The 20,700-nt window shown below is 34.2% G+C and carries 18 protein-coding genes; 6 read left to right on the forward strand and 12 right to left on the reverse strand.

From position 1 onward, the window contains the following. The first annotated feature begins 16 nt into the window (after window positions 1-16). From BJS11_RS03625 to BJS11_RS03635, 3 genes are read left to right on the forward strand one after another with little or no spacing between them, the layout of a single operon-like run. Window positions 17-1,957, forward strand: coding sequence for a DUF1430 domain-containing protein (locus BJS11_RS03625; protein WP_069994570.1), 1,941 nt, complete (start codon window positions 17-19; stop codon window positions 1,955-1,957). A gap of 2 nt (window positions 1,958-1,959) precedes the next feature. Continuing rightward, window positions 1,960-2,271, forward strand: coding sequence for a YxeA family protein (locus tag BJS11_RS03630; RefSeq protein ID WP_069994571.1), 312 nt, complete (start codon window positions 1,960-1,962; stop codon window positions 2,269-2,271). 5 nt (window positions 2,272-2,276) lie between these two features. After that, window positions 2,277-2,903 carry an ATP-binding cassette domain-containing protein gene (locus BJS11_RS03635; protein WP_069994572.1) on the forward strand — a complete coding sequence of 209 codons (627 nt, stop codon included), beginning with the start codon at window positions 2,277-2,279 and terminating at the stop codon, window positions 2,901-2,903. 74 nt (window positions 2,904-2,977) lie between these two features. Here BJS11_RS03635 and BJS11_RS03640 read toward each other — a convergent pair whose 3' ends face one another. The 3 genes from BJS11_RS03640 to BJS11_RS03650 all read right to left on the reverse strand — a co-directional run bounded on the left by BJS11_RS03640 (window position 2,978) and on the right by BJS11_RS03650 (window position 6,647). Continuing rightward, window positions 2,978-3,847, reverse strand: coding sequence for an SDR family oxidoreductase (locus BJS11_RS03640; protein WP_069994573.1), 870 nt, complete (start codon window positions 3,845-3,847; stop codon window positions 2,978-2,980). Window positions 3,848-4,000: 153 nt separating this feature from the next. Next, a complete protein-coding gene (locus tag BJS11_RS03645) occupies window positions 4,001-5,896 on the reverse strand; it encodes an FtsX-like permease family protein (protein WP_069994574.1) in 1,896 nt (631 codons plus the stop codon). Beyond that, the gene (locus BJS11_RS03650; protein WP_069994575.1) at window positions 5,886-6,647 is read right to left on the reverse strand and encodes an ABC transporter ATP-binding protein; all 762 of its coding nucleotides are present in this window, start codon (window positions 6,645-6,647) and stop codon (window positions 5,886-5,888) included. The genes BJS11_RS03645 and BJS11_RS03650 overlap by 11 nt, the downstream gene beginning before the upstream one ends. A gap of 218 nt (window positions 6,648-6,865) precedes the next feature. Between BJS11_RS03650 and BJS11_RS03655 the strand changes: the two genes are divergently transcribed. The 3 genes from BJS11_RS03655 (at window position 6,866) to copZ (ending at window position 11,220) form a co-directional block, all read left to right on the forward strand. Then, on the forward strand, window positions 6,866-8,317 hold the full coding sequence (locus BJS11_RS03655) for a SulP family inorganic anion transporter (protein WP_069994576.1): 1,452 nt from the start codon (window positions 6,866-6,868) through the stop codon (window positions 8,315-8,317). 147 nt (window positions 8,318-8,464) lie between these two features. Beyond that, window positions 8,465-10,849 (forward strand): heavy metal translocating P-type ATPase, encoded by a 2,385-nt coding sequence (locus BJS11_RS03660; RefSeq protein WP_069994577.1) that lies wholly within the window; start codon window positions 8,465-8,467, stop codon window positions 10,847-10,849. A gap of 164 nt (window positions 10,850-11,013) precedes the next feature. Further along, window positions 11,014-11,220 (forward strand): copper chaperone CopZ, encoded by a 207-nt coding sequence (gene copZ, locus BJS11_RS03665; RefSeq protein ID WP_069994578.1) that lies wholly within the window; start codon window positions 11,014-11,016, stop codon window positions 11,218-11,220. A gap of 201 nt (window positions 11,221-11,421) precedes the next feature. Here copZ and BJS11_RS13535 read toward each other — a convergent pair whose 3' ends face one another. The 9 genes from BJS11_RS13535 to BJS11_RS03705 all read right to left on the reverse strand — a co-directional run bounded on the left by BJS11_RS13535 (window position 11,422) and on the right by BJS11_RS03705 (window position 20,663). After that, window positions 11,422-11,529, reverse strand: coding sequence for a type I toxin-antitoxin system Fst family toxin (locus BJS11_RS13535; RefSeq protein ID WP_142351554.1), 108 nt, complete (start codon window positions 11,527-11,529; stop codon window positions 11,422-11,424). Between the two features lie 242 nt (window positions 11,530-11,771). After that, window positions 11,772-12,770, reverse strand: a complete 999-nt coding sequence (locus BJS11_RS03670; RefSeq protein ID WP_069994579.1) for a D-lactate dehydrogenase — start codon at window positions 12,768-12,770, stop codon at window positions 11,772-11,774. Window positions 12,771-12,794: 24 nt separating this feature from the next. Next, complete coding sequence (locus tag BJS11_RS03675) at window positions 12,795-13,952, reverse strand: aminotransferase class I/II-fold pyridoxal phosphate-dependent enzyme (protein ID WP_069994580.1); 1,158 nt, start codon at window positions 13,950-13,952, stop codon at window positions 12,795-12,797. A 481-nt stretch (window positions 13,953-14,433) separates the two neighbouring features. Beyond that, window positions 14,434-15,168 carry an aggregation-promoting factor C-terminal-like domain-containing protein gene (locus BJS11_RS03680; protein ID WP_069994581.1) on the reverse strand — a complete coding sequence of 245 codons (735 nt, stop codon included), beginning with the start codon at window positions 15,166-15,168 and terminating at the stop codon, window positions 14,434-14,436. A 528-nt stretch (window positions 15,169-15,696) separates the two neighbouring features. Beyond that, a complete protein-coding gene (locus BJS11_RS03685) occupies window positions 15,697-16,740 on the reverse strand; it encodes a PTS sugar transporter subunit IIC (protein ID WP_069994582.1) in 1,044 nt (347 codons plus the stop codon). A 190-nt stretch (window positions 16,741-16,930) separates the two neighbouring features. After that, window positions 16,931-17,506, reverse strand: coding sequence for a M23 family metallopeptidase (locus BJS11_RS03690; RefSeq protein WP_069994583.1), 576 nt, complete (start codon window positions 17,504-17,506; stop codon window positions 16,931-16,933). 157 nt (window positions 17,507-17,663) lie between these two features. Further along, a complete protein-coding gene (locus BJS11_RS03695; protein ID WP_069994584.1) occupies window positions 17,664-18,584 on the reverse strand; it encodes a nucleoside hydrolase in 921 nt (306 codons plus the stop codon). 244 nt (window positions 18,585-18,828) lie between these two features. Next, a complete protein-coding gene (locus BJS11_RS03700; protein ID WP_069994585.1) occupies window positions 18,829-19,569 on the reverse strand; it encodes a trypsin-like serine peptidase in 741 nt (246 codons plus the stop codon). Between the two features lie 224 nt (window positions 19,570-19,793). Beyond that, on the reverse strand, window positions 19,794-20,663 hold the full coding sequence (locus BJS11_RS03705; protein ID WP_069994586.1) for a fructosamine kinase family protein: 870 nt from the start codon (window positions 20,661-20,663) through the stop codon (window positions 19,794-19,796). Window positions 20,664-20,700: the final 37 nt, after the last annotated feature.

Raw genomic sequence — 20,700 nt, forward strand, 5'->3', positions numbered from 1 at the left:
TATAAAGAGGTTCTGTATGAAAATATTTAAATTGTTATTAGATATCGTCACTCTTTGTTTAATAGCTGTATTAATAATGATTTTTTCACTAAAAGAAGCAGAAGAATCATTCCCTAACAGTAACTATGTACTTCATATAACATCTTGGGACAGACAATTCACAAAAGATGAGGTTTACAAAAAAATTGAATCAGTTGCTAAAAAAGAACATATTAAAATTTATAAATCTATCCCACCATCTCATCACACCAATAATAAAGAAGTATATTCGTTTAGCAAAACGAATGAAAATATTCCAAACTATCGACTAGTTAAATATAGCGAAATACTGTCTAAAGACATTAGAGGTAATTATTTTATTATCGGTAATAATTTCAACATCAATTATATGAATCAACAACTTCAACAAAAAGGAGTTCATTCAGAACTGTATTCAATTAATAAAGTAATGCTTTTCTTGTCCGTAATCAGCGATAAAGGCCTCATTTTTCCTACTGGTTCATTACTACTTATATATCTATTTTATTATTTTCATAAAACAAATATGCAATATAAGTCTTTTGCTATCAAAAAATTACATGGTTATTCTATAAGGAAAATTATTTTTGAGAACGCAAGACAAAGTATTTTATACTATGGTGCTTTATCTTTCATATCTACATTTCTACTATTTATTATCTTATCGAATAGATCACTCATTGGAGATATTTCTTTATTTATCTTTCGTTTTATAGTGAGTGTTATAGCTTTATACATCGTACTATTTATAATTTCACTAATATCTTATCTACTATATATAAGACTTAATATTTCCCAAACGATTAAAGGAAAGAAACCATATCATTTAATTAGAACTATAACCGTGTTTAGTAAGTTATGTATAACCTATATGCTTATATTTTTAGTTATTCAAAATATTGGCGTTTATCATTCACTAGCACAAATAAAAGAAACCAAAACTTATTGGAATAAATTAGATGATTATTATTGTCTTGAAATTGCACCTTTTAAATATACTGAGTCTGAAATTGAAGATATTTCTAAAAAATTGCATCGTATGATTAATATAAGCGAGAAACGTAATCATTCTTTATTAATTAAAAATAATAATATATATCGACCAAAGCATACAAACTTTACTCCCGATAACGGTAATGTAGTATTTGTGAATGAAAATTTTATACATTTTTATAACGATACGCTACAAAATCAGTTTTCTAATAAAACATCATCTAATACTGTTGAGTTGCTCTTACCACCCAACACAAATCATATGAAACAGCAAATCCATAATTCCTTTAAAGCATGGCTAAGTTTTCAACAAAATAATTCGAATCAGACAAAAGATATCAAATTATTGTCATCAAACAAAAACTATGAAATATATACATTTGATACAAGGTCCGATTTAAAAAATACATTTGCGCATAGTCCTATCATAGCTTTAGTGAATGCTGAAGATTTAGGTGATAATTTTTATTATGCTGCTGTTTCACAAGGAAGCTATTTGTTCAAGAATGAAAAAATGACCAATAACTATTTAAACCATTATGATTTAACCAATGTCATTAGTGGCATTACAAATTATAAATCAATCGTACTCAATGAATATCATGATCTTAACATAAAATTTCTAGTTATCATTTGTTCAATTATGCTATCGTTCTTAACATTACTACTCATTACTATATTCGATATTCATCAATATTTTAATAAAAATCAAAAATTGCTATTAATCCGAAAAATGCACGGTTTTAGCTTATTTAAAAATCATTATCTTTATTTGCTATGGAGCAATTGCATTATTATTATCGTCGGCTTATTCGCTTTGCTAACCATCCAAAATATGCTGGTCGTACCATTATTTGCTACCTTGCTATGCCTTCAAATTTTTATTCAATCGTTATACATTAAAAAATTAGAATATACCAACTTTATTAAGATAAAGGAGCTATAATTATGAATAAGAAGTTTATATTAGGTATCCCTATCATTTTGGTTTTATTACTTATTTTCCTTTTCACATTTGATAAATTTGATAGGTTTAACCCCTTCTTAAAAAACGAAACTTCATATGCTATCGTTAAACCAAACACACAATACTATCAAAACGTGACAATTTATTCTGAGCAAGGAGAAAAACGCAATTACAAACTATCTTTTGGAGGCTACGATCCTTCAAAACAATATGTAAAACTAAATCACAAGGGTACATATGTAAAAAATATAGAATACATTAGCAAACAAAATTTCCCTTCATTAAGCAGGTGATAGTTATGCTTCAAATAAAAAATGTATCTATAATTAAAGGTCAAACAACCATATTTCAAGATTTAAATTTAAATTTCCAACTAGGAAAGTCATATTCACTTATAGGATACAGTGGCTCTGGAAAATCTACTTTGTTAAATTGTATCGCAGGTTTTGAAAGACTAAACTCAGGTGAAATTCTTTTTAGCAATAAAAAGTTAATTACAAATCGAAATTTTTATAAGTCTACATTAGGTTATTTGTTTCAAAATTATGGCCTCATTGACAATGCGACTATAGACGCAAACCTAGATATTGGTTTGGCATACAAACGTTATCCTAAAAAACAAAAGTTGAAATTGAAAACGAAACTCCTTGAAGAGATGCAAGTACACGCTGAGTTATCAAGAAAAATATCAACACTTAGTGGGGGCGAACAATTGCGTATTGCTTTAATACGCTTATTACTCAAACAACCTTCAATTATATTAGCAGATGAGCCTACTGGATCAGTCGACAAAGATAATAGTAATCTTATAATTGATAAATTATTAAATGCTCTAGACGAAAAAAAGATTATAATTATTGCAACGCATGATTTAGCAATTGCTCAAAAATGTGATGAATGTATTCGAATTGAGGACCTAAAATAGAATAATCATCCATACAAAACAACGGACTACCTGAGAATAGATAGTCCGTTGTTTCTTTTATATAAACATCTTTTTTAAGAAGTAATGTAGTCTCCACCGCTGACATGGATAACTTGGCCAGTAATATATGAACTATCTGCATATGACGCAAGAAATACATAGGACGGTGCGAGCTCTGCCGGTTGTCCTCTTCTACCTATAGGTGTTTCTCCACCTTGATGTTCAACCTTATCTTCTGAGAAGGTAGCAGGAATTAATGGTGTATATATTGGTCCTGGCGCCACCGCGTTGACTCGAATGCCTCGTGAACTTAGTGTCGTTGCCAGCGAACGCGTAAATGACACAATAGCACCTTTAGTTGCTGAATAATCTATTAAATGTGCAGAACCTCGATATGCAGTAACGCTCGTCGTATTGATGATTGCATCTCCATCTTTTAAATGTGGTACTGCCGCTTGTGATAAAAACATCATACCGAAAATATTGGTTTCAAATGTTTCTTTGATTTGATTAGGTGTTATATCCTCAAAATGATCTTGTGGGAATTGAACACCACCGTTATTTACAAGTATATTCAAGCCACCAAAGTCTTTCACAACGTTCTCAATGAGTTTTTGTGAATCATCAACTGATTTTAAATCATGCGTGTAGGCTTTAGCTGTGCCCCCTAATGCTTCTATAGCATCCACAATCACTTCTGCATCTTCGTGTTCATCATAATAACCAATCGCGACTTGTGCACCTTCTCGAGCATATAACATGGCAATTGAGCGCCCAATACCTGAATCTCCTCCTGTAATTAGTGCTACTTTGCCTTGTAGTTTACCTGCACTTTTATATTCATCCATTTCTGTTATAGGCTGTGGATCCATATCTTTTTGGATACCCGGCTGTCTATCCTGTGTGTATCCTTTAATTTGATTGTGAAATTCTGTTAAATTCATTATCTGCACCTCTTTCTTGTTATATCTGTTCATAGCTCGATACCACTTCATGAAAATTACAAACATAAAAGCCACATATCAGATTGCAAGCAATTTTCTTATCATTTAAAAAACACTGCAACGTTACCGTTACAGTGTTCAAATTAAACTTATTTAAATTGAGTGTTTCACAACGCGACTTGAATGTATAAATGCCATAATTGCAAAAATTGCATATATGATGGAGTAAATTATCATAACGATGTAAATTGGTAACATCGTTGCGCCACCCATAAGTGACATAAATGCTTTAGCGGCAAAGTATGCATGCAGCAATGATACAATCAGTGGCAATCCAAAGTTAAATGCGACCTTCAATCCAAGCCCTTTCAACATATCTTGATGTGTATAACCAATTTTACGTAGAATACGGAAATTAGGCAGTTCATCTTCTGTTTCATCCATTTGTTTAATGTAGACGATACAACCAGCTGCCACTAAGAACGCTAATCCTAAAAATGATGTGACAAACAATACAATACCTATTGAGTCATTCATATCTTGATGCGCTACCTTTTGTGGAAGTATGTGCGGATTGATTGACTTAGCAATCTTATTCGCTTGTTTCCAATCGCTTTGATGTTTCAAGTCATAGCCATATTGAGGTTGTGTTTCTTTCGCATCTGGCTTGATTTGGTTATATTTTTCTGCACTCACTACCATAACCGGCCCTGCAAAGCTCGTCTGACTACTAAAATAAACATCTTTGGTAGCATCTTTGACATTGAAGACTTGCTTTGGTTGGCTATTTAATTGAATTTCGCCTTCATCATTATATTTAATAATGCCACCACCTGCAGCTAAGTTTACCATTTTAGCATTTGAACCTTTAACTGCCTTGTCGTTAATATACTCATTACTTGTGACAAATAAATTAATTGCTTGTGGACCTGCGATACTTTGTCCTTTTTTGAAGAAGCTGTCTTTTGTTACTTTAAATTCGGAAACTTCTTTATATTTATTATTAAAACCGATGTGTGCTTGTTCTAACTTTTTCTCAAATTGTTCAGCTTGATGCTTTTTAGAAAAATTAAAATCCTGTGGTGAGGTCAATTTCAAATTGTCATCAATCGTTGCTTTACTAATTGCACCAAAGCAAAGCACCGTAACCGTTACTGCAGAAATTGTCGCAATTATCGTTAGTGATAATGCATTTTTCTTCATTCTATGCATAATCGAAGACGTAAATACGACATCCGTGATTGAAACCTTACCACGTTTACTTCGTTTCAATGTTTTAAAAATAACAGACACTGAACTTCTGAAGAACAGATATGCCCCTACAACCGTTAAAAACAATATAATAAATGGTGCGAACATAAATAAATTCACAAATTTGCCAAACATTTCCGTAGCCATGTAATAACCAAAGAGAATCATCACTATGCCCAGTATACCTGAGCAGATTTCAAGTATAGAGACGTTGTTCTTTGAAGCTTCAGATTTAGAACTATCATTCATCATAGATAAAATGCTACGTCTGCGTAAAAAGATAAAGCTTTGAATTAATATGAGCAACAACGCGATTACTACTAGCAAACATGTTTGAATGACGGCTGGAAATTGGAATGTTAAAGATACACTTGTACTAATACCTAGTATTTTAAGTACAATCATCAGTAATATTTTCGACCCAAATACACCTACAACCATGCCTACCAAAGTTGTCATCACAAACATAGCAATTTGTTCTATCGTAATCATACGTAGGATATTGCCTCTCGTAAGTCCTATGAGTTGATATAACGCAAATTCGCGTGTACGTCTTTTAATAAATAACTGATTGGCGTACATTAAAAAGACGATGATAATCGCAAATAAGAAATATGCTCCAATTTCAGATCCTTTACTAATAATCTTCATAGAATTCTCATTATTAATACTATCCGTATACTTTAATGTCACAAAGCTAAAGTACAGTACAATACTGACAATTAATGAAAATATATACATCGCATAATGGCGCACGTTTTGTCTTAGATTTTTAAGTACAATTTGATTAAAGCTCATGTGCCACACCACCTAAGGCAGTTTGCATATGAATAATATTCTTATAGAATGCTTGGTTTGAGTCTTCTCCTTGATATACTTCTGAATGAATATTGCCATCTTTCAACATGATCACTCGGTTTGAATAACTCGCTGCAACAGGATCATGCGTCACCATTACAATTGTCGCATTCATATTTTCATTCAATTCTTCTAGTCTGTTTAATAAATCTTGTGCACTTTTAGAGTCTAATGCGCCTGTAGGTTCGTCTGCGAAAATAATAGCCGGTTTATGCACAGATGCACGTGCCGCAGCAGTACGTTGTTGTTGCCCACCAGAAATTTCATTTGGGTATTTATCTCCAAGTTCTTGAATCCCTAAGGCTTCCGTAACTTCTTTATAATTTCTCTCTTTTTCTTCTTTTGACATTTTTTGTATCGATAAAGGCAACATAATATTTTCTTTTACTGTTAACGTGTTAAGTACACTATAATTTTGGAAAATAAAGCCAACTTCTTTTTTTCTGAAATTTGCTAATGCTTTATTACTCATTTTATTTAATTTATTACCGTTAATTTCTACCGTGCCACTTGTAATATAATCTATTGAACTAAGTACGTTTAATAATGTCGTTTTACCAGAACCTGATGGTCCCATAATTGACACAAATTCACCTTTTTCAATTGTGAACTCAATTCCTTTAAGTACTTCTAGTTGGCGATGTCTGTTTCCATAACTTTTCGTTAGTCCTTCTACTTTTAATATAGACATGTCACTCACTCCTTAATTACTGTATAGTCATAGCTTAACGTTTTATTATCTATTTCTCGTTTGTTTGAACTAACAAATCTACCTATTAAAATGACAAACATGTCACACCAAACATCAAAGTATAAACTACGATTTCATTTTAGCATTATACTAGTAAATCACATGATTTAACTTATGATATAATAGTCTAGTTCAATTTTAAACGAGGAGTTACAAAGATGCTTAATAAACTTAAAAAGGAATGGCTCACAGCACCTGGAACGAATATTTTGGCTGGTATTCTAGTCGCATTAGCACTTATTCCAGAAGCTATTTCATTTTCAATCATCGCAGGTGTAGATCCGATGGTAGGACTTTATGCCTCATTCATTATCGCTGTTGTCATTTCTTTTGTCGGTGGTAGACCCGCTATGATTTCTGCGGCGACAGGTTCCGTTGCGTTAGTCATCGTCCCCTTGGTTCGTGATCATGGTGTCCAATATCTACTTGCTGCTACAATATTAATGGGTATTATACAAATTATATTCGGTATTCTAAAAATTGGACGTCTCATGAAATTCATTCCAAATTCAGTTATGATTGGCTTCGTTAATGCGTTAGCTATTATGATCTTCATGACACAAATCAAGCACATTTTTGGTATATCTATTCCAACCTATATATTTGTTATCGTAACATTACTTATTATTTACCTCTTACCACATGTATTTAATAAAATTCCAGCACCACTCATTGCTATCGTCGTTTTAACATCTATTTATCTAGCAACCGGTGCCAATGTTAAAACTGTCGGAGACTTGGGTGAAATCAAACGTGCTTTGCCACATTTCTTCATTCCTGATGTACCATTTAATCTAGAAACACTTCAAATTATTTTCCCATATGCATTATCTATGGCTATTGTTGGATTAGTAGAAAGTCTTTTAACTGCGCGCATCGTCGACCAAGCTACCGACACATATAGTAGTAAGAATCAAGAATCTAGAGGTCAAGGTATCGCCAATGTCATCACGGGTTTCTTTGGTTCTATGGGGGGTTGTGCAATGATCGGTCAATCCGTTATAAATGTTCGCTCAGGTGCCACGACGAGGCTATCTACCTTCACTGCTGGTGTATTTTTAATTATTTTAATCATTGTCTTCGGAGATTGGGTCGTTCAAATACCGATGCCCATTTTAGCTGGTATTATGGTTATGGTCTCCGTAGGAACATTTGATTGGCGTTCATTTAGCTTTATCAAAAAAGCCCCACGGTCAGATGCATTTGTAATGATTTTAACGGTAGCTGTCGTATTATTCACTAACAATTTGGCACTTGGTGTTATCTTAGGCGTTATTGTCAGTGCGCTATGTTTTGCGACTAAAATTTCTAATGTCACTGTAGAGCATGAAACATGCGACAACGAAATTCATTATCACATTAAAGGTCAAATCTTCTTTGTATCTATCGACACCTTAATGAATCAACTTGATTTAGAATTACACAATCAAATGATTTATTTGAATTTCAAGGATGCGCACGTGTGGGACGATTCGGCAGTTAATGCCATAGATCAGCTCATAGAAAATTACCACAAAAAAGAAAACACAGTCTATATTCAACATCTAAATAAAGATAGTCGCAAGATTGTTAATGAGTTAAGCAAAGTGAATCAACAACATCTATTATAAGTTTAAGCTTGAATGCTGGGGTTAGGACATTTAAATTGTCTTAGCCTCAGCATTTTTTATAAACAATAATATTGACTTTTATACCTATAGGGGGTATATTGATGATGTAAAAATTCTTAAACAGGCCTCGAAAGGAGGAAACTGTACATGACTGAACAGAAAACAACAACATTAGAAATTACGGGTATGACATGTGCCGCTTGTGCTAATCGCATCGAGAAAAACTTAAATAAAATGGAAGATGTGGAGGCCAATGTTAATGTGACAACAGAAAAGGCAACCATAAAATATAACCCTGACATCACGACAACAAATGATTTAACGAAAACTGTAGAAAAAACAGGCTACGGTGTGTTAAACGAAAAAGTTGAGTTAGATGTAATAGGCATGACATGTGCTGCTTGTTCCAATCGCATCGAGAAAGTATTAAATCGTACGGAAGGCGTATCTAAAGCAACGGTCAACTTAACGACGGAAAACGCAACAATCTCGTATAATCCAGGTGCAACATCCGTTAATACATTAATTAGTAAAATTCAAAAAATCGGTTATGATGCATGCCCTAAACAAGAAATATCTGAAAAGCATTCACAAAAAGAAGTTGAATTAAAACACAAGTTGATTAAACTTGTCATTGCTGCCATCCTTTCTGTACCACTATTGCTTACGATGTTTGTGCACCTTTTCGGCATACACATTCCAGCAATTTTTATGAATCCATGGTTTCAATTTATCTTAGCAACACCTGTACAATTTATTATTGGTTGGCAATTTTATGTTGGCGCCTATAAAAATTTAAGAAATGGTTCAGCAAATATGGACGTACTCGTAGCATTAGGTACAAGTACAGCCTATTTTTATAGTTTATACGAAATGATTAAGTGGATAAACCAACCAAGTATCACACCACACCTTTATTTCGAAACGAGCGCAGTTTTAATTACCTTAATTTTATTTGGAAAATATTTAGAAACCCGTGCAAAATCACAAACTACAAATGCACTTAGCGAATTATTAAATCTTCAAGCAAAAGAAGCGCGTGTATTACGCAATGAAGCAGAACAAATGATTCCACTTGAACAAGTCGTCGTTGGCGATTATTTAATCGTTAAGCCCGGTGAAAAGATACCTGTAGACGGTATTATTATCAAAGGCCAAACTTCAATCGATGAATCGATGTTAACAGGTGAATCAATGCCTATTGATAAATCTCAAGACGATGAAGTGATAGGGTCTACAATTAATAAAAATGGTCTGATTACGGTTCAAGCAACTAAAGTTGGCTCTGATACTGCGCTTTCTTCTATTATTAAAGTTGTAGAAGATGCACAAGGCTCAAAAGCACCCATCCAACGCCTTGCTGATATAATTTCAGGTTATTTTGTACCGATTGTCGTCGGTATATCCATTTTGACGTTTATTATCTGGATAACATTAGTCCAACAAGGTCAGTTTGAACCAGCATTAGTCGCTGCCATTGCTGTTTTAGTAATTGCTTGTCCATGTGCACTAGGTTTAGCTACACCTACCTCTATTATGGTTGGTACTGGAAAAGCTGCCGAAAACGGTATCCTTTTCAAAGGTGGCGAACATATAGAACGTACACATCAAATTGATACGATTGTATTAGATAAAACAGGTACCATCACAAATGGTAAACCAGTCGTCACAGATTTCGATGGTGACACTGAAACATTACAGCTATTGGCTAGTGCTGAAAAAGGGTCAGAACATCCACTTGCCCAAGCCATTGTAGATTACGCAAAAACTAAAAGTATTACATTGTTACCTACAGAGTCATTTGAAGCGGTACCTGGTCATGGTATCAAAGCTACGATAAATCATCGTAATATAATGGTAGGTAATCGTAAGTTTATGGAAACACATGATATTGTTATCGATTCTGATGAAACACAGTTATCAGAATTGGAAAATATGGGTAAAACTGCTATGTATATTGCGATTGATCAAACATTACGCGGCACAATTGCCGTTGCTGATACAGTAAAAGATTCAGCCCACAAGGCAATTGAACAATTACATGCCCTTAACATTAATGTAGTTATGCTTACTGGTGATAACCAACGCACTGCACAAGCCATTGCAGATGAAGTTGGTATCGATACTGTTATAGCTCAGGTCTTACCAGAAGAAAAAGCTAAACACGTCGAAGCGCTACAAACAGATGGCAATACCGTTGCCATGGTCGGAGATGGTGTGAATGATGCACCTGCACTTGTTCAAGCTGATATTGGTATCGCTATTGGAACAGGTACTGAAGTGGCAATTGAAGCAGCTGATGTTACAATTCTTGGTGGCGATTTATTACTCATTCCGAAAGCAATCAAAGCAAGTAAGTTAACGATACGTAATATTCGCCAAAATCTTTTCTGGGCATTTGGTTATAATGTCGCCGGCATACCGATAGCTGCTCTTGGTCTTCTTGCACCATGGGTCGCTGGCGCAGCAATGGCCCTCAGTTCAGTTAGTGTGGTCACAAATGCACTTAGATTAAAACGTATGAAATTGTAGACATATCTCTGGGACATAAAAAGATATCTCAAACCCAAGTTGTGAAACAATTTGTTTCAATTAGAGCTCTTTTCAATATTTAATTTTCAAGAAAGTTAGAATTACATTTAAATATATTAAAGTATAAAATAAACTATATAACTTATTTCAAGGAGGTGATTCATATGGCAACGAAAACAATTACAGTAGAAGGTATGAGTTGTGCACATTGCAAACAAGCAGTTGAATCTGCCCTCACGCAACTTGACGGCGTATCATCTGCAAATGTCAGTCTAGAACAAGGTAATGTTGCGGTTGATTTTGATGATAATAAAATCTCTCATTCTGACATGGCAGAAGCAATTGAAGATCAAGGCTATGATGTAAAATAACGTCATAAATTACAATCGTTAATATTAGCAATCTTAATATTATATTAGGACCATTCAGCCCATCTTTTTAATGTAATATTACCAATTTTATTTTGCATATTGCTCACCATCGTGCTATAATATTATCAACAAAGTTTCAAACATTAATACACCAAACCCCCTCACTACTCTGAATAGTGAGGGGGTTTTTTTAGGTGTTGGCTAGTCGCCTGTCTTATGATCGTCATGTTTGCTTAGCCAATGCGCAAACCATGTAACGATGCAACCACTTATGGCTGCGGTTGCAATTTGAAACAAAGTTTCAAACATTCAAATACACCTCCCCTCTACGTTAAAATAACGCCTGAGAGTTCGGCGACTAAAATATTATACACCTTGAAAATATACCAACACATAGCTTTAAATAAAGTTGAAAAAAAGTGAAAACCCTAATTGAAAATCAGTGGTATTTCCGCATTATTTTTCTCTATTAATTGGATTTAATGAAAATAATGTCAACGTGCGTTTCATTTATCTACAAATAAAACAATGACTTTTAATTTAATGCTTTATTAATTCACACGTAATGCTGTATCACCTGTCTGAAGTACATCCATCGTTGCATCTAATGCATCGACAATCAAGTTCTCTACTGCAGCATCTGTATAAAATGCAATATGCGGCGAAACAATCACGTCTTGGCGTTCTATTAATTGTTTCAAAACATCATCGGCTAATTCTGTATTACGTTGGTCACTTGGAAACAGTCCTTTTTCACCTTCGTACGTATCTAATGCAGCACCTTTAATAATACCTTCATCTAATGCTTTTATTAGCGCACTCGTTTTCACAATCGTACCTCTAGCACAATTCACAAATACTGAACCTTTTTTAAATTGACTAAATAAAGTTTCATCAAATAAATAGTCATTCTCTTTACTAGCAGGGATATGTACCGTGACAATATCTGCATCTTTAATCGCTTCAGGAATGCTCTCAGCATATGTTAAAAATGCTCGATAATCCTCGTTAGGCACAACATCATAGGCCACTACTTCCGCATCAAATCCTTGCGCAAAGATTTTAGCCACAATTGCACCAATGCGTCCTGTACCAATCACTGCAACCTTTAAATCTCTAATTGAACGCGATAATATCGCTGGCTGCCATCTGAAATCATATGCCTGAGTCTTCTGTTGAATATCATTATAGTTACGTACAAGGTTCAAAGCTTGTGAAACGGTATATTCTGCGATTGAATGCGGTGAATATGATGGTACATTACTAATTACTAGTTGATACTTTTCAGCCAAGTCAAAATCATAGATGTCAAAACCAGCACTACGCTGCGCAATTTGTTTAATACCAAATTCATGTAACTTTCTATATACACTTTCCGCCAACGGAATTTGTTGTGATATTGATACACCATCAAACCCTTTGACTCTATCTACCGTATCTTCATTTAACAAATCTTCATCTAAATCTACTTGTACATTATTTTTAGAAGCCCACTTTTCAATATAAGGAATATCTTCATTTCTTACGCCAAATAATTTGATACTGGTCATAGTAACTCGCTCCTTCAATAATTTTTATGCATAAAGATGTTTCAAATCTTGAATTCTCTGTACTGCTGTTTCCAATGATGCATCATCTACAGCTAATGAAATTCGTACAAAGTTTTTGCCATGTTCACCAAATGGTATACCTGGCGCTACTAGGATAGATTGTTTTTGTAATAAGTATTGTACAAACGCCTCTCCATCATATGTTGGCGGTGTATGTAACCATAAAAAGATACCGCCTTTCATAGGTTCAAAAGGTATATTCGCCGCTTTCAATTTCGCTTCAAACATATCTCTACGACGTTTAAATGTCTCATTTTGTTTATCTAAAAAACTGTCGTAATGATTTAATGCATAGGCTGCTGCATCTTGCAATGCGCCAAACATCCCAGCATGGGTATGGGATTGATATTTTTTCATTGCTTGAATGATGTCTTTATTACCAACAGCAAATCCCACTCTAAAACCAGACATGTTATAGCCTTTTGATAATGAAAATACTTCAATCGCAAGATCTTTTGCATCTTCTGATTGTAAGATACTTGGATTTTTCTCATCAAAACCAAAAGCACTATACGCAAAATCATGAACTATTTTAGTCTTAGTGCCTTTAAATTGAGCAATTGCTTCGTCAAACACCGCATGTGTCGCTACAGATCCAGTTGGATTATTAGGATAAGTTAAATAAACAAGTTTCGTATTCTGCAAAATATCTCGATTCACTTTGTCCCATTGCGGTAAATAGTAAGGCGGTTCTAATACGAGTGATTGTGGCCGTGCATCTGCTAATAACACACCTGCTTTATAATCTGTATAACCAGGATCTGGCAAAAGTACATTCTCACCCGGATTAACAATACATGTCGGCAATCCTACCAATCCATTCTTCGTCCCATATAAAATACACACCTCGTCTTCTGGGTCTAATGACACTTCAAATTGTCTTTTATAAAAATCAACAATTGCCTGTTTAAATGTCTCCTTCCCATGAAACGCACCATACTTTTGATTGCTAGGTTCACGTAATGCCTCCGCGAAACAATCGATAATCCCTTTAGGTGTCTCACCATCAGGAATGCCTACTGCCATATTAATAAGTGGTAAAGGTCCATGTTCAACTTTTTGTCCCATTGTTTTTCCAAAATAACTGTCTGGAATCTGTGCTAATCTATCTGAAATAACCATAAAATCCTCCTTAATAAAAAAGGAGTGGCACAGAAATCAAATCCTCTAATAGAGATTCCGTAGTCCCACTCCAGCAAAGATGACTAGAATTGAAATGTTTACCTGAGCTGACGCTCATGCATAAGTCTCACTAACTTAATAAATTAAAGCAGTGAGACTTTATATTTTCAATTGATTCATCTACTGCCTAATTGTAAAAATCTGAGACACCTATTTATGTCTCAGTTTCCTGTATGTTACCTATCTTTCAAGTATATGCCCGTGTTGGCCGAAGCACAGAACTTAACATTTAAGTCTGTTGCTGAAGCATTATCTGGCAAATACACTCAACTGCTCTTGATAAGATTATCTTTTAAATTACAATTAATTTTATCAGAATATTCAAACTTGTCAATTGCTATAAATACGCAAAAAAAGAGTAACTCATAATGAGTTACTCTTAATCTATACCACTAAACCACTATGTTTAGTGCTATAAATCCTACCACCAACCGTGTGAAGCACGGAAAGCTATAGCTGCGTCGATTGAACCATAACGGTTTTGCGCATAGTTTAACATACCTTTAGTTTGTGAAGATACTGAACCAGTACCCCATGATTCCATTGTTTGACCTAAACCACTGTAACCTGCTGGGTTAACTGCGTTAGGGTTACCACCTGATTCAGGCATAACGATTGAACTCCACATAGCTTCTGTACCACCAGCAGCTAAGAATTGAGCTTTAACTGATCCACCAGTTGATGCTGCTGATGATTGTGCAGCTTTATAAGTTTGAACTGCAGCACTTGTTTGTGCAGTTTGTACGTTTGAGTTAGATGAAGCTTTAGGAGCTTCAACTGCAGCTACTTCTGTGTTGCTTGATTGTTGTTGAGTTGCAACTTCGTTAGCTGAAGTTTCATTAGTATTAGTAGATGCTTGAGCAGCTACGTCTTGGATTGAATTTTGAGCACCAGTTGCTTGGTAGTTCCATGACCAAGTTTGACCGTTTGAAGTGAAGCTATACTCAAAGCCATTGTATACGAAGTCATAGTTATATGCACCAGCGTGTAATGGTTTTTCGTTTAATGCTTCTGGGTTGTTTTGAGCTAAATCAGCTAAATGTGCGTAATCAACGTTTGATTCTGATGCATGCGCTTCATTGTTGTCAGCTGTTGCTACATATCCTGTTACACCTAATGCTACTGCTAATGATGATGCTAAAATTGATTTCTTCATAATTAAAAAATCCTCCAATTAATATCTTTTTAGTTTAAGTTATATTTTTCATTAAATTATTTATCGTATGTGCTAATTTTCGTTTGTAATTTTTCTCTTAGCTTTTCGCCACAAATAATATACCATAAATTCAAGGCAGTTATATTACACTTCCTTAACAAAACGTTACAAATCAAATGCTCGTTTGTAACATTGACATCTAATTGTTTTGTTTTGTTACGCTTTTATATTCACATTAACACAATATAAATTGCACTAAATATTGTTGTCTAGACTTTTAAGGCGAGTATTTCCAATCTATATTTACGGTTTGAAATATTACAATATTCATTTTTGTTACATAATTGTAATATTTTCAAAAGACAAAAAAATTATATTTTGGGGTAAGATTTGTAAATTTTTTTGTTGAAAAATATAAAAGACCACCCATTTGTGGCCTTTTATACTTCTTCTCATTGTAAATCATCATATTGCGCTCTTCTACTTTATTACAAAATGTGACAAACGTTTTATTCTATTTGTGTTATTTTACGCTAAGAATTTGAATATTTCTCTATCATATAATTTCAATACCTTCATATAAAATACATTAATCAAATATCCCATTAAAAACGGCACTAAAAAGAATGCTATAAATACAAAAACCAGATTCAACAAGATGGAATGTTCCATAAATTTATATGCACTAATTGGACCAATTAAACCGATAATACCGAATCCAGCCGATTCTTTTGTCCCACCAATACCAATAAACGCGCCTACTAAACCTGTAATTAAAGCATTCGTAAAAATTGGTAATAAAATAATTGGATGTCTTACCATATTAGGGATCATCATTTTAACGCCACCTAAAAAGATGGTGATGGGGACACCTGCTCTATTTATCTTTAATGTACCTGCAACGAGCACACCTTCACACGCAACGATACCTAGTGAAGCCGAACCTGCAGCTAACCCACTGATTCCTATAGCTAGTGCCGTAGCAACAGTTGAAATAGGTGAAATTATAATAAAGCTAAATACAAGTGCAATCAGCATCGACATTAAGACTGGCTGTAATTCTGTAAAGGAATTAACTAGATTACCAATGCCTGTAGTAATCATTTTTATGTATGGCAACATTAGTACACCAATTAAACTAGCAAACACACCTACAAATGTCGGTAGTATTATTAGCGTTAAACTACCGAACCGTTCTCCTACTATTAATATTAAAAATACTGCAATTGCAGCAGTAATCATTGTATTGATTAAATCACCAACACCTGCAATAACCCATGTACCGTCTTTAAATTGTGCTACACCACTTCCAACAAATGCTGAACTTGCTACAACTGCTGTTGCTAATGGCGACAGTTTAAATCGCATAGCTATCAAAGTACCCACTAGTATCGGTACTGTGAATTGAATACTTTCAACGATTTGAAGTAATGTCGCAAATATAGAATATTTAGGCGCAAATAATTTAAATAATTCACCTAATATTGCATTAGGAATTAACCCTGCAACGATAACAATTGCTACCCCAGATAATACATTGTATAAAAATTGTTTTGGACTCACTTTAATCATTGAAGTACCCCCTAAGTTGAAATAGAATATTACTATATCACATTTTCTTAATTTTCAGAATATTTATTTTGTATTTTTTCTTCCATTACAAATAGGATTACTCATTAAAGACATTTTCCAAAACTTACACATATATAAACTATCATCCAACATTATGTTGAATGATAGTTTACACCTGACTGATCTATGTTCACTTTTCTAATTGATATAAACTTTTCTCACCTTCTGGTAACTCATCTATAAATTTAGCCGGATCAATTGCATATGTGTTACCGACACCGCCACGCATACGTTGGAAATGTAAATGCGCTCCTGTCGTTTGTTCTCCAGTATTACCAGATAATGCAATTGTATCCCCTGCTTGAACTTCATCGCCTACTTTGACTTTAAAGTCATTCAGATGCATATACCATTGATGATATTGACCATTTGGTTCAGATATTTGTACAACTTTGCCACCTAAATCATTATTAAATGTTCGTGTCACTGTACCGTCTGTCGCTGCTTGTATCGGGGTATCTTCTGGCAAATGATAATCAATGCCATAGTGTTTACTGTCAAAATCACTAAATTCGTACTCTCCAAAATTTTCCGTTTCCCGACTGCCCTTTAAAAATTCACTTATTCGATGATTACCTTCATTGTCATTTTGTTCCGTAAATGAATCGTTAATGTGTTCTTGAATATTGTTTATATTCAATGCCAACCATGTTAATGGAATGATTAAAATGAGTAGAAAGATAATCCATTTCATTGTCTTTTTCACTATTTGAATCACCTTTTAATATTTAAAGTATTGGCTTTTAAGTATACTTTTTATAGTGGAAAATCTCTAACAATACGTTTTGAAAAACAGTCATACTTTAGTTGTACACAAGCAATCTTTCAGCGCTTTTAATATGGCATTATGTAATCAATACATTTTACTGTGCATAGCTCTCCAAAATATTTTCTATCAAATCCCATACTTTCGGCACATCAACAGCTGTTGCAAAATAAGCATTATTTTCTTTTTGCAACACATTACTTAAATCAACAACCATCGTGCCATACGTTAATGCACTTTGATGCTCAATGTCGATATGCGTGTGTTGCATCGTAAAGAGCTCGGGCTTTAATAAATAAAGTATTGTACAGGCATCGTGTATCGGACCTCCATCCATATTAAAATGCGTTTTATACGTAGATTTAAAAAATGTCAGTAATTCAACTACAAATCGTGCAATTGGATTTTCAATTTTTGCAAAACGTTGAATCACTTCGTCTGTTGCCAATACTTGATGCGTCACATCTAATCCAAACACATTTATCGGCACACCACTGTCGAATACACGTGTTGCCGCTTCTGCATCGACCCAAATATTAAATTCGGCTGTAGGTGTCCAATTACCGAATGTACCGCCGCCCATAATCGTAATAGATTCAATGTATTGCGTAATGCTCGGCTCTTTAATCAATGCAGTCGCTATATTTGTAAGTGGGCCCGTCGCCACAATTGTGACGGGTTCCGTACTCTGCTTTAAACTTTCAATAATCGTATCAACAGCATGTTTAGCAGTTGGCTTTAAAGTTGGAACTTCAGGTAGCTTAGGACCATCTAAGCCTGTATCGCCATGAATTTGAGCAGCAAACGAGGCTGGCTTTATTAAAGGTCGCGTTGCTCCAACAGATACACCAATATCCTTTCTTCCCATTACTTCTAAAATATTTAATGCATTTTTAGTATTTTTTTCTACAGATTGATTACCGGCTACAGTAGTTACAGCTAATATTTCAAGTGCACTGTGCTTAGCACCAGCAAGAATTAACGCAATGGCATCATCATGTCCTGGATCGCAATCCATAATTATTTTTTTTACCCATAAGTTTCACTCCATTCTATGAAATCATTTTTTATATGATTCGCTATGTATGATAAACAAAGGAGGATTATTTGTATTTATATTATCATTCATTTAAATTTATCGTTTTGATTAAAACTTTTAAACTAAACAATCCACCTCTATCATAATTATATGACATTGAGATGGATTGTTAAATCGCGATTAAGATTAAATTGTAATGCTTTTTTCCTACTCAAATTTTTATTTAGCTTCTATTTTCATTAATAAAATTTAATACTTCTCCTGATATGGCTACGGCGCTATTACTCTCACCTTCAATGCCACCTTGATGAATACCAATCACTTCGTTACTGCTATTAAATACAGGTGATCCAGAATTACCACCAAATGTACTTGCGTTATATGTAAATTGTGTACCGTTATTCTCCAGTACAGCCCCTTTACTTTCCCACATTGTAGCTAATGCTTTATCGCCAGGATAACCCGTCACTGTAATTGGTGCATCTTTAGTAACGTCAGCTGCATCTTTAATAGTAGCAGTTTGTACCACATCACCTATTGATTGACCTGCTTCATTTTCATTAAAATGAACAATGACAATATCTTCATTTCCTGGATAAGCTTTTACTTCTTTTTCAGTAAAAGTACCATAAGGGAACGTATTTTCATCTTTAGCTGCAGGTGCAAATGTCATATTACCGTTCGATCCATTGGCAACATGCTTATTGGTTAAAACCGTATTCTTATCAATTACAACACCTGTAGCAATCTTGTTACCAATATTGATGTATCCTACAGATTGGTAATGGCCACTTGTCGTCTCTTGAATTTGTGTACGATCTTCATTAGGCAATACAACTCTTGGCATTGGTTTATTTACTGTATTGTTTCGTGCTGCAGTCACAGTCTGTGTACTTAATGGTAAGGCAGATACCAACAAGAGTATCATCAATGCTATACCACCAAATATTTTTCTTAAAATCATAAATAACCTCCACTAAAATTTATTTGTTCTTTTTAATTTAAAGAATTTTGTGAAAATAATCAAATGATTTATTATGCCTTATTTAATTTAATGTTATAGATATTAAACTGTAATAAAATTTATTTACTAATTTAGCTCAATTGGTTATATCCAAAACTTCAATAACCATAGAACAACAAAAAAGCTAGAACAAATATCTTGTCCTAGCTTAATATCTTTAATGACTATTCATTTGGGTCATCATCTATTATTTGTTGCATTGAACGTGACACACTACTTGCGTACATACTACCAAACTTCACTAAATGTACCATTAATAAGTAGAGTCTATAAAATTCCAATCGCCTTTCTACACCCTCACACATAGGATAAACTTCATGATATGCATCATAAAATGCTTCTGTAAAACCACCAAACACAGTAGTTATACCTATATCAAACTCCCTATCGCCATATAATGGTGCCGGATCAAATAGTGCAGGTGAACCATCCGTAAGAAACATGTAATTGCCACCCCATAAATCACCATGTAATAATGACGGCTCACTGTCATGATTTTCAAGTTCATGCACAATTACTTTGCGTGTAGTTTCATACTTGGCAAGGTCGTCTTCAGTCCACAAACCAAGTTGAGATAGTCGTTCTTTAAGTTTATCCAACCTTTTTTCTACAAATAAAACTATCCAACTATCTGTCCACTGGTTATCAAAGGAAATGTCGCCACCTTCATAAGGCAAATCAAAACCAAATTGCTGATTTGGTTGATATTGACGATGCATATGTGCAACTAGTTCGCCCAAAGCTTTTTGACTACCGGAAACACCTTCATCTAAAAAAGTTAATAATAAATAAGCGTCTTCTTCAATAACACCACTATCTATTACTTTAGGCGCCGTTATATTAGCCCTTTCAAATAAATTTAGTCCTTCTATCTCAGCCGCATAAAAGGAATCCGATCTCTGACGCTGTACTAGTAAAAAATAAATATCATCATCCGTTTCAACACGAAATGCTTCATTAACATCACCACCACTTACCGGTGAAATCGACTTAATATGTTGCAACGGTAAGTGTTCCTGCCATGCTGAATTCATATTCAATCCCTCCTATTTAACTATAAAATAATCTATA

Origin of the sequence: Staphylococcus caeli, assembly GCF_900097965.1 — a bacterium.
Lineage (GTDB): Bacteria > Bacillota > Bacilli > Staphylococcales > Staphylococcaceae > Staphylococcus > Staphylococcus caeli.

Coding starts and splice junctions, on each gene's coding strand:
- BJS11_RS03625 (WP_069994570.1), top strand. CDS start 17: ATGAAAATATTTAAATTGTTATTAGATATCGTCACTCTTTGTTTAATA.
- BJS11_RS03630 (WP_069994571.1), top strand. CDS start 1,960: ATGAATAAGAAGTTTATATTAGGTATCCCTATCATTTTGGTTTTATTA.
- BJS11_RS03635 (WP_069994572.1), top strand. CDS start 2,277: ATGCTTCAAATAAAAAATGTATCTATAATTAAAGGTCAAACAACCATA.
- BJS11_RS03640 (WP_069994573.1), bottom strand. CDS start 3,847: ATGAATTTAACAGAATTTCACAATCAAATTAAAGGATACACACAGGAT.
- BJS11_RS03645 (WP_069994574.1), bottom strand. CDS start 5,896: ATGAGCTTTAATCAAATTGTACTTAAAAATCTAAGACAAAACGTGCGC.
- BJS11_RS03650 (WP_069994575.1), bottom strand. CDS start 6,647: ATGTCTATATTAAAAGTAGAAGGACTAACGAAAAGTTATGGAAACAGA.
- BJS11_RS03655 (WP_069994576.1), top strand. CDS start 6,866: ATGCTTAATAAACTTAAAAAGGAATGGCTCACAGCACCTGGAACGAAT.
- BJS11_RS03660 (WP_069994577.1), top strand. CDS start 8,465: ATGACTGAACAGAAAACAACAACATTAGAAATTACGGGTATGACATGT.
- copZ (WP_069994578.1), top strand. CDS start 11,014: ATGGCAACGAAAACAATTACAGTAGAAGGTATGAGTTGTGCACATTGC.
- BJS11_RS13535 (WP_142351554.1), bottom strand. CDS start 11,529: ATGTTTGAAACTTTGTTTCAAATTGCAACCGCAGCCATAAGTGGTTGC.
- BJS11_RS03670 (WP_069994579.1), bottom strand. CDS start 12,770: ATGACCAGTATCAAATTATTTGGCGTAAGAAATGAAGATATTCCTTAT.
- BJS11_RS03675 (WP_069994580.1), bottom strand. CDS start 13,952: ATGGTTATTTCAGATAGATTAGCACAGATTCCAGACAGTTATTTTGGA.
- BJS11_RS03680 (WP_069994581.1), bottom strand. CDS start 15,168: ATGAAGAAATCAATTTTAGCATCATCATTAGCAGTAGCATTAGGTGTA.
- BJS11_RS03685 (WP_069994582.1), bottom strand. CDS start 16,740: ATGATTAAAGTGAGTCCAAAACAATTTTTATACAATGTATTATCTGGG.
- BJS11_RS03695 (WP_069994584.1), bottom strand. CDS start 18,584: ATGGATTGCGATCCAGGACATGATGATGCCATTGCGTTAATTCTTGCT.
- BJS11_RS03700 (WP_069994585.1), bottom strand. CDS start 19,569: ATGATTTTAAGAAAAATATTTGGTGGTATAGCATTGATGATACTCTTG.
- BJS11_RS03705 (WP_069994586.1), bottom strand. CDS start 20,663: ATGAATTCAGCATGGCAGGAACACTTACCGTTGCAACATATTAAGTCG.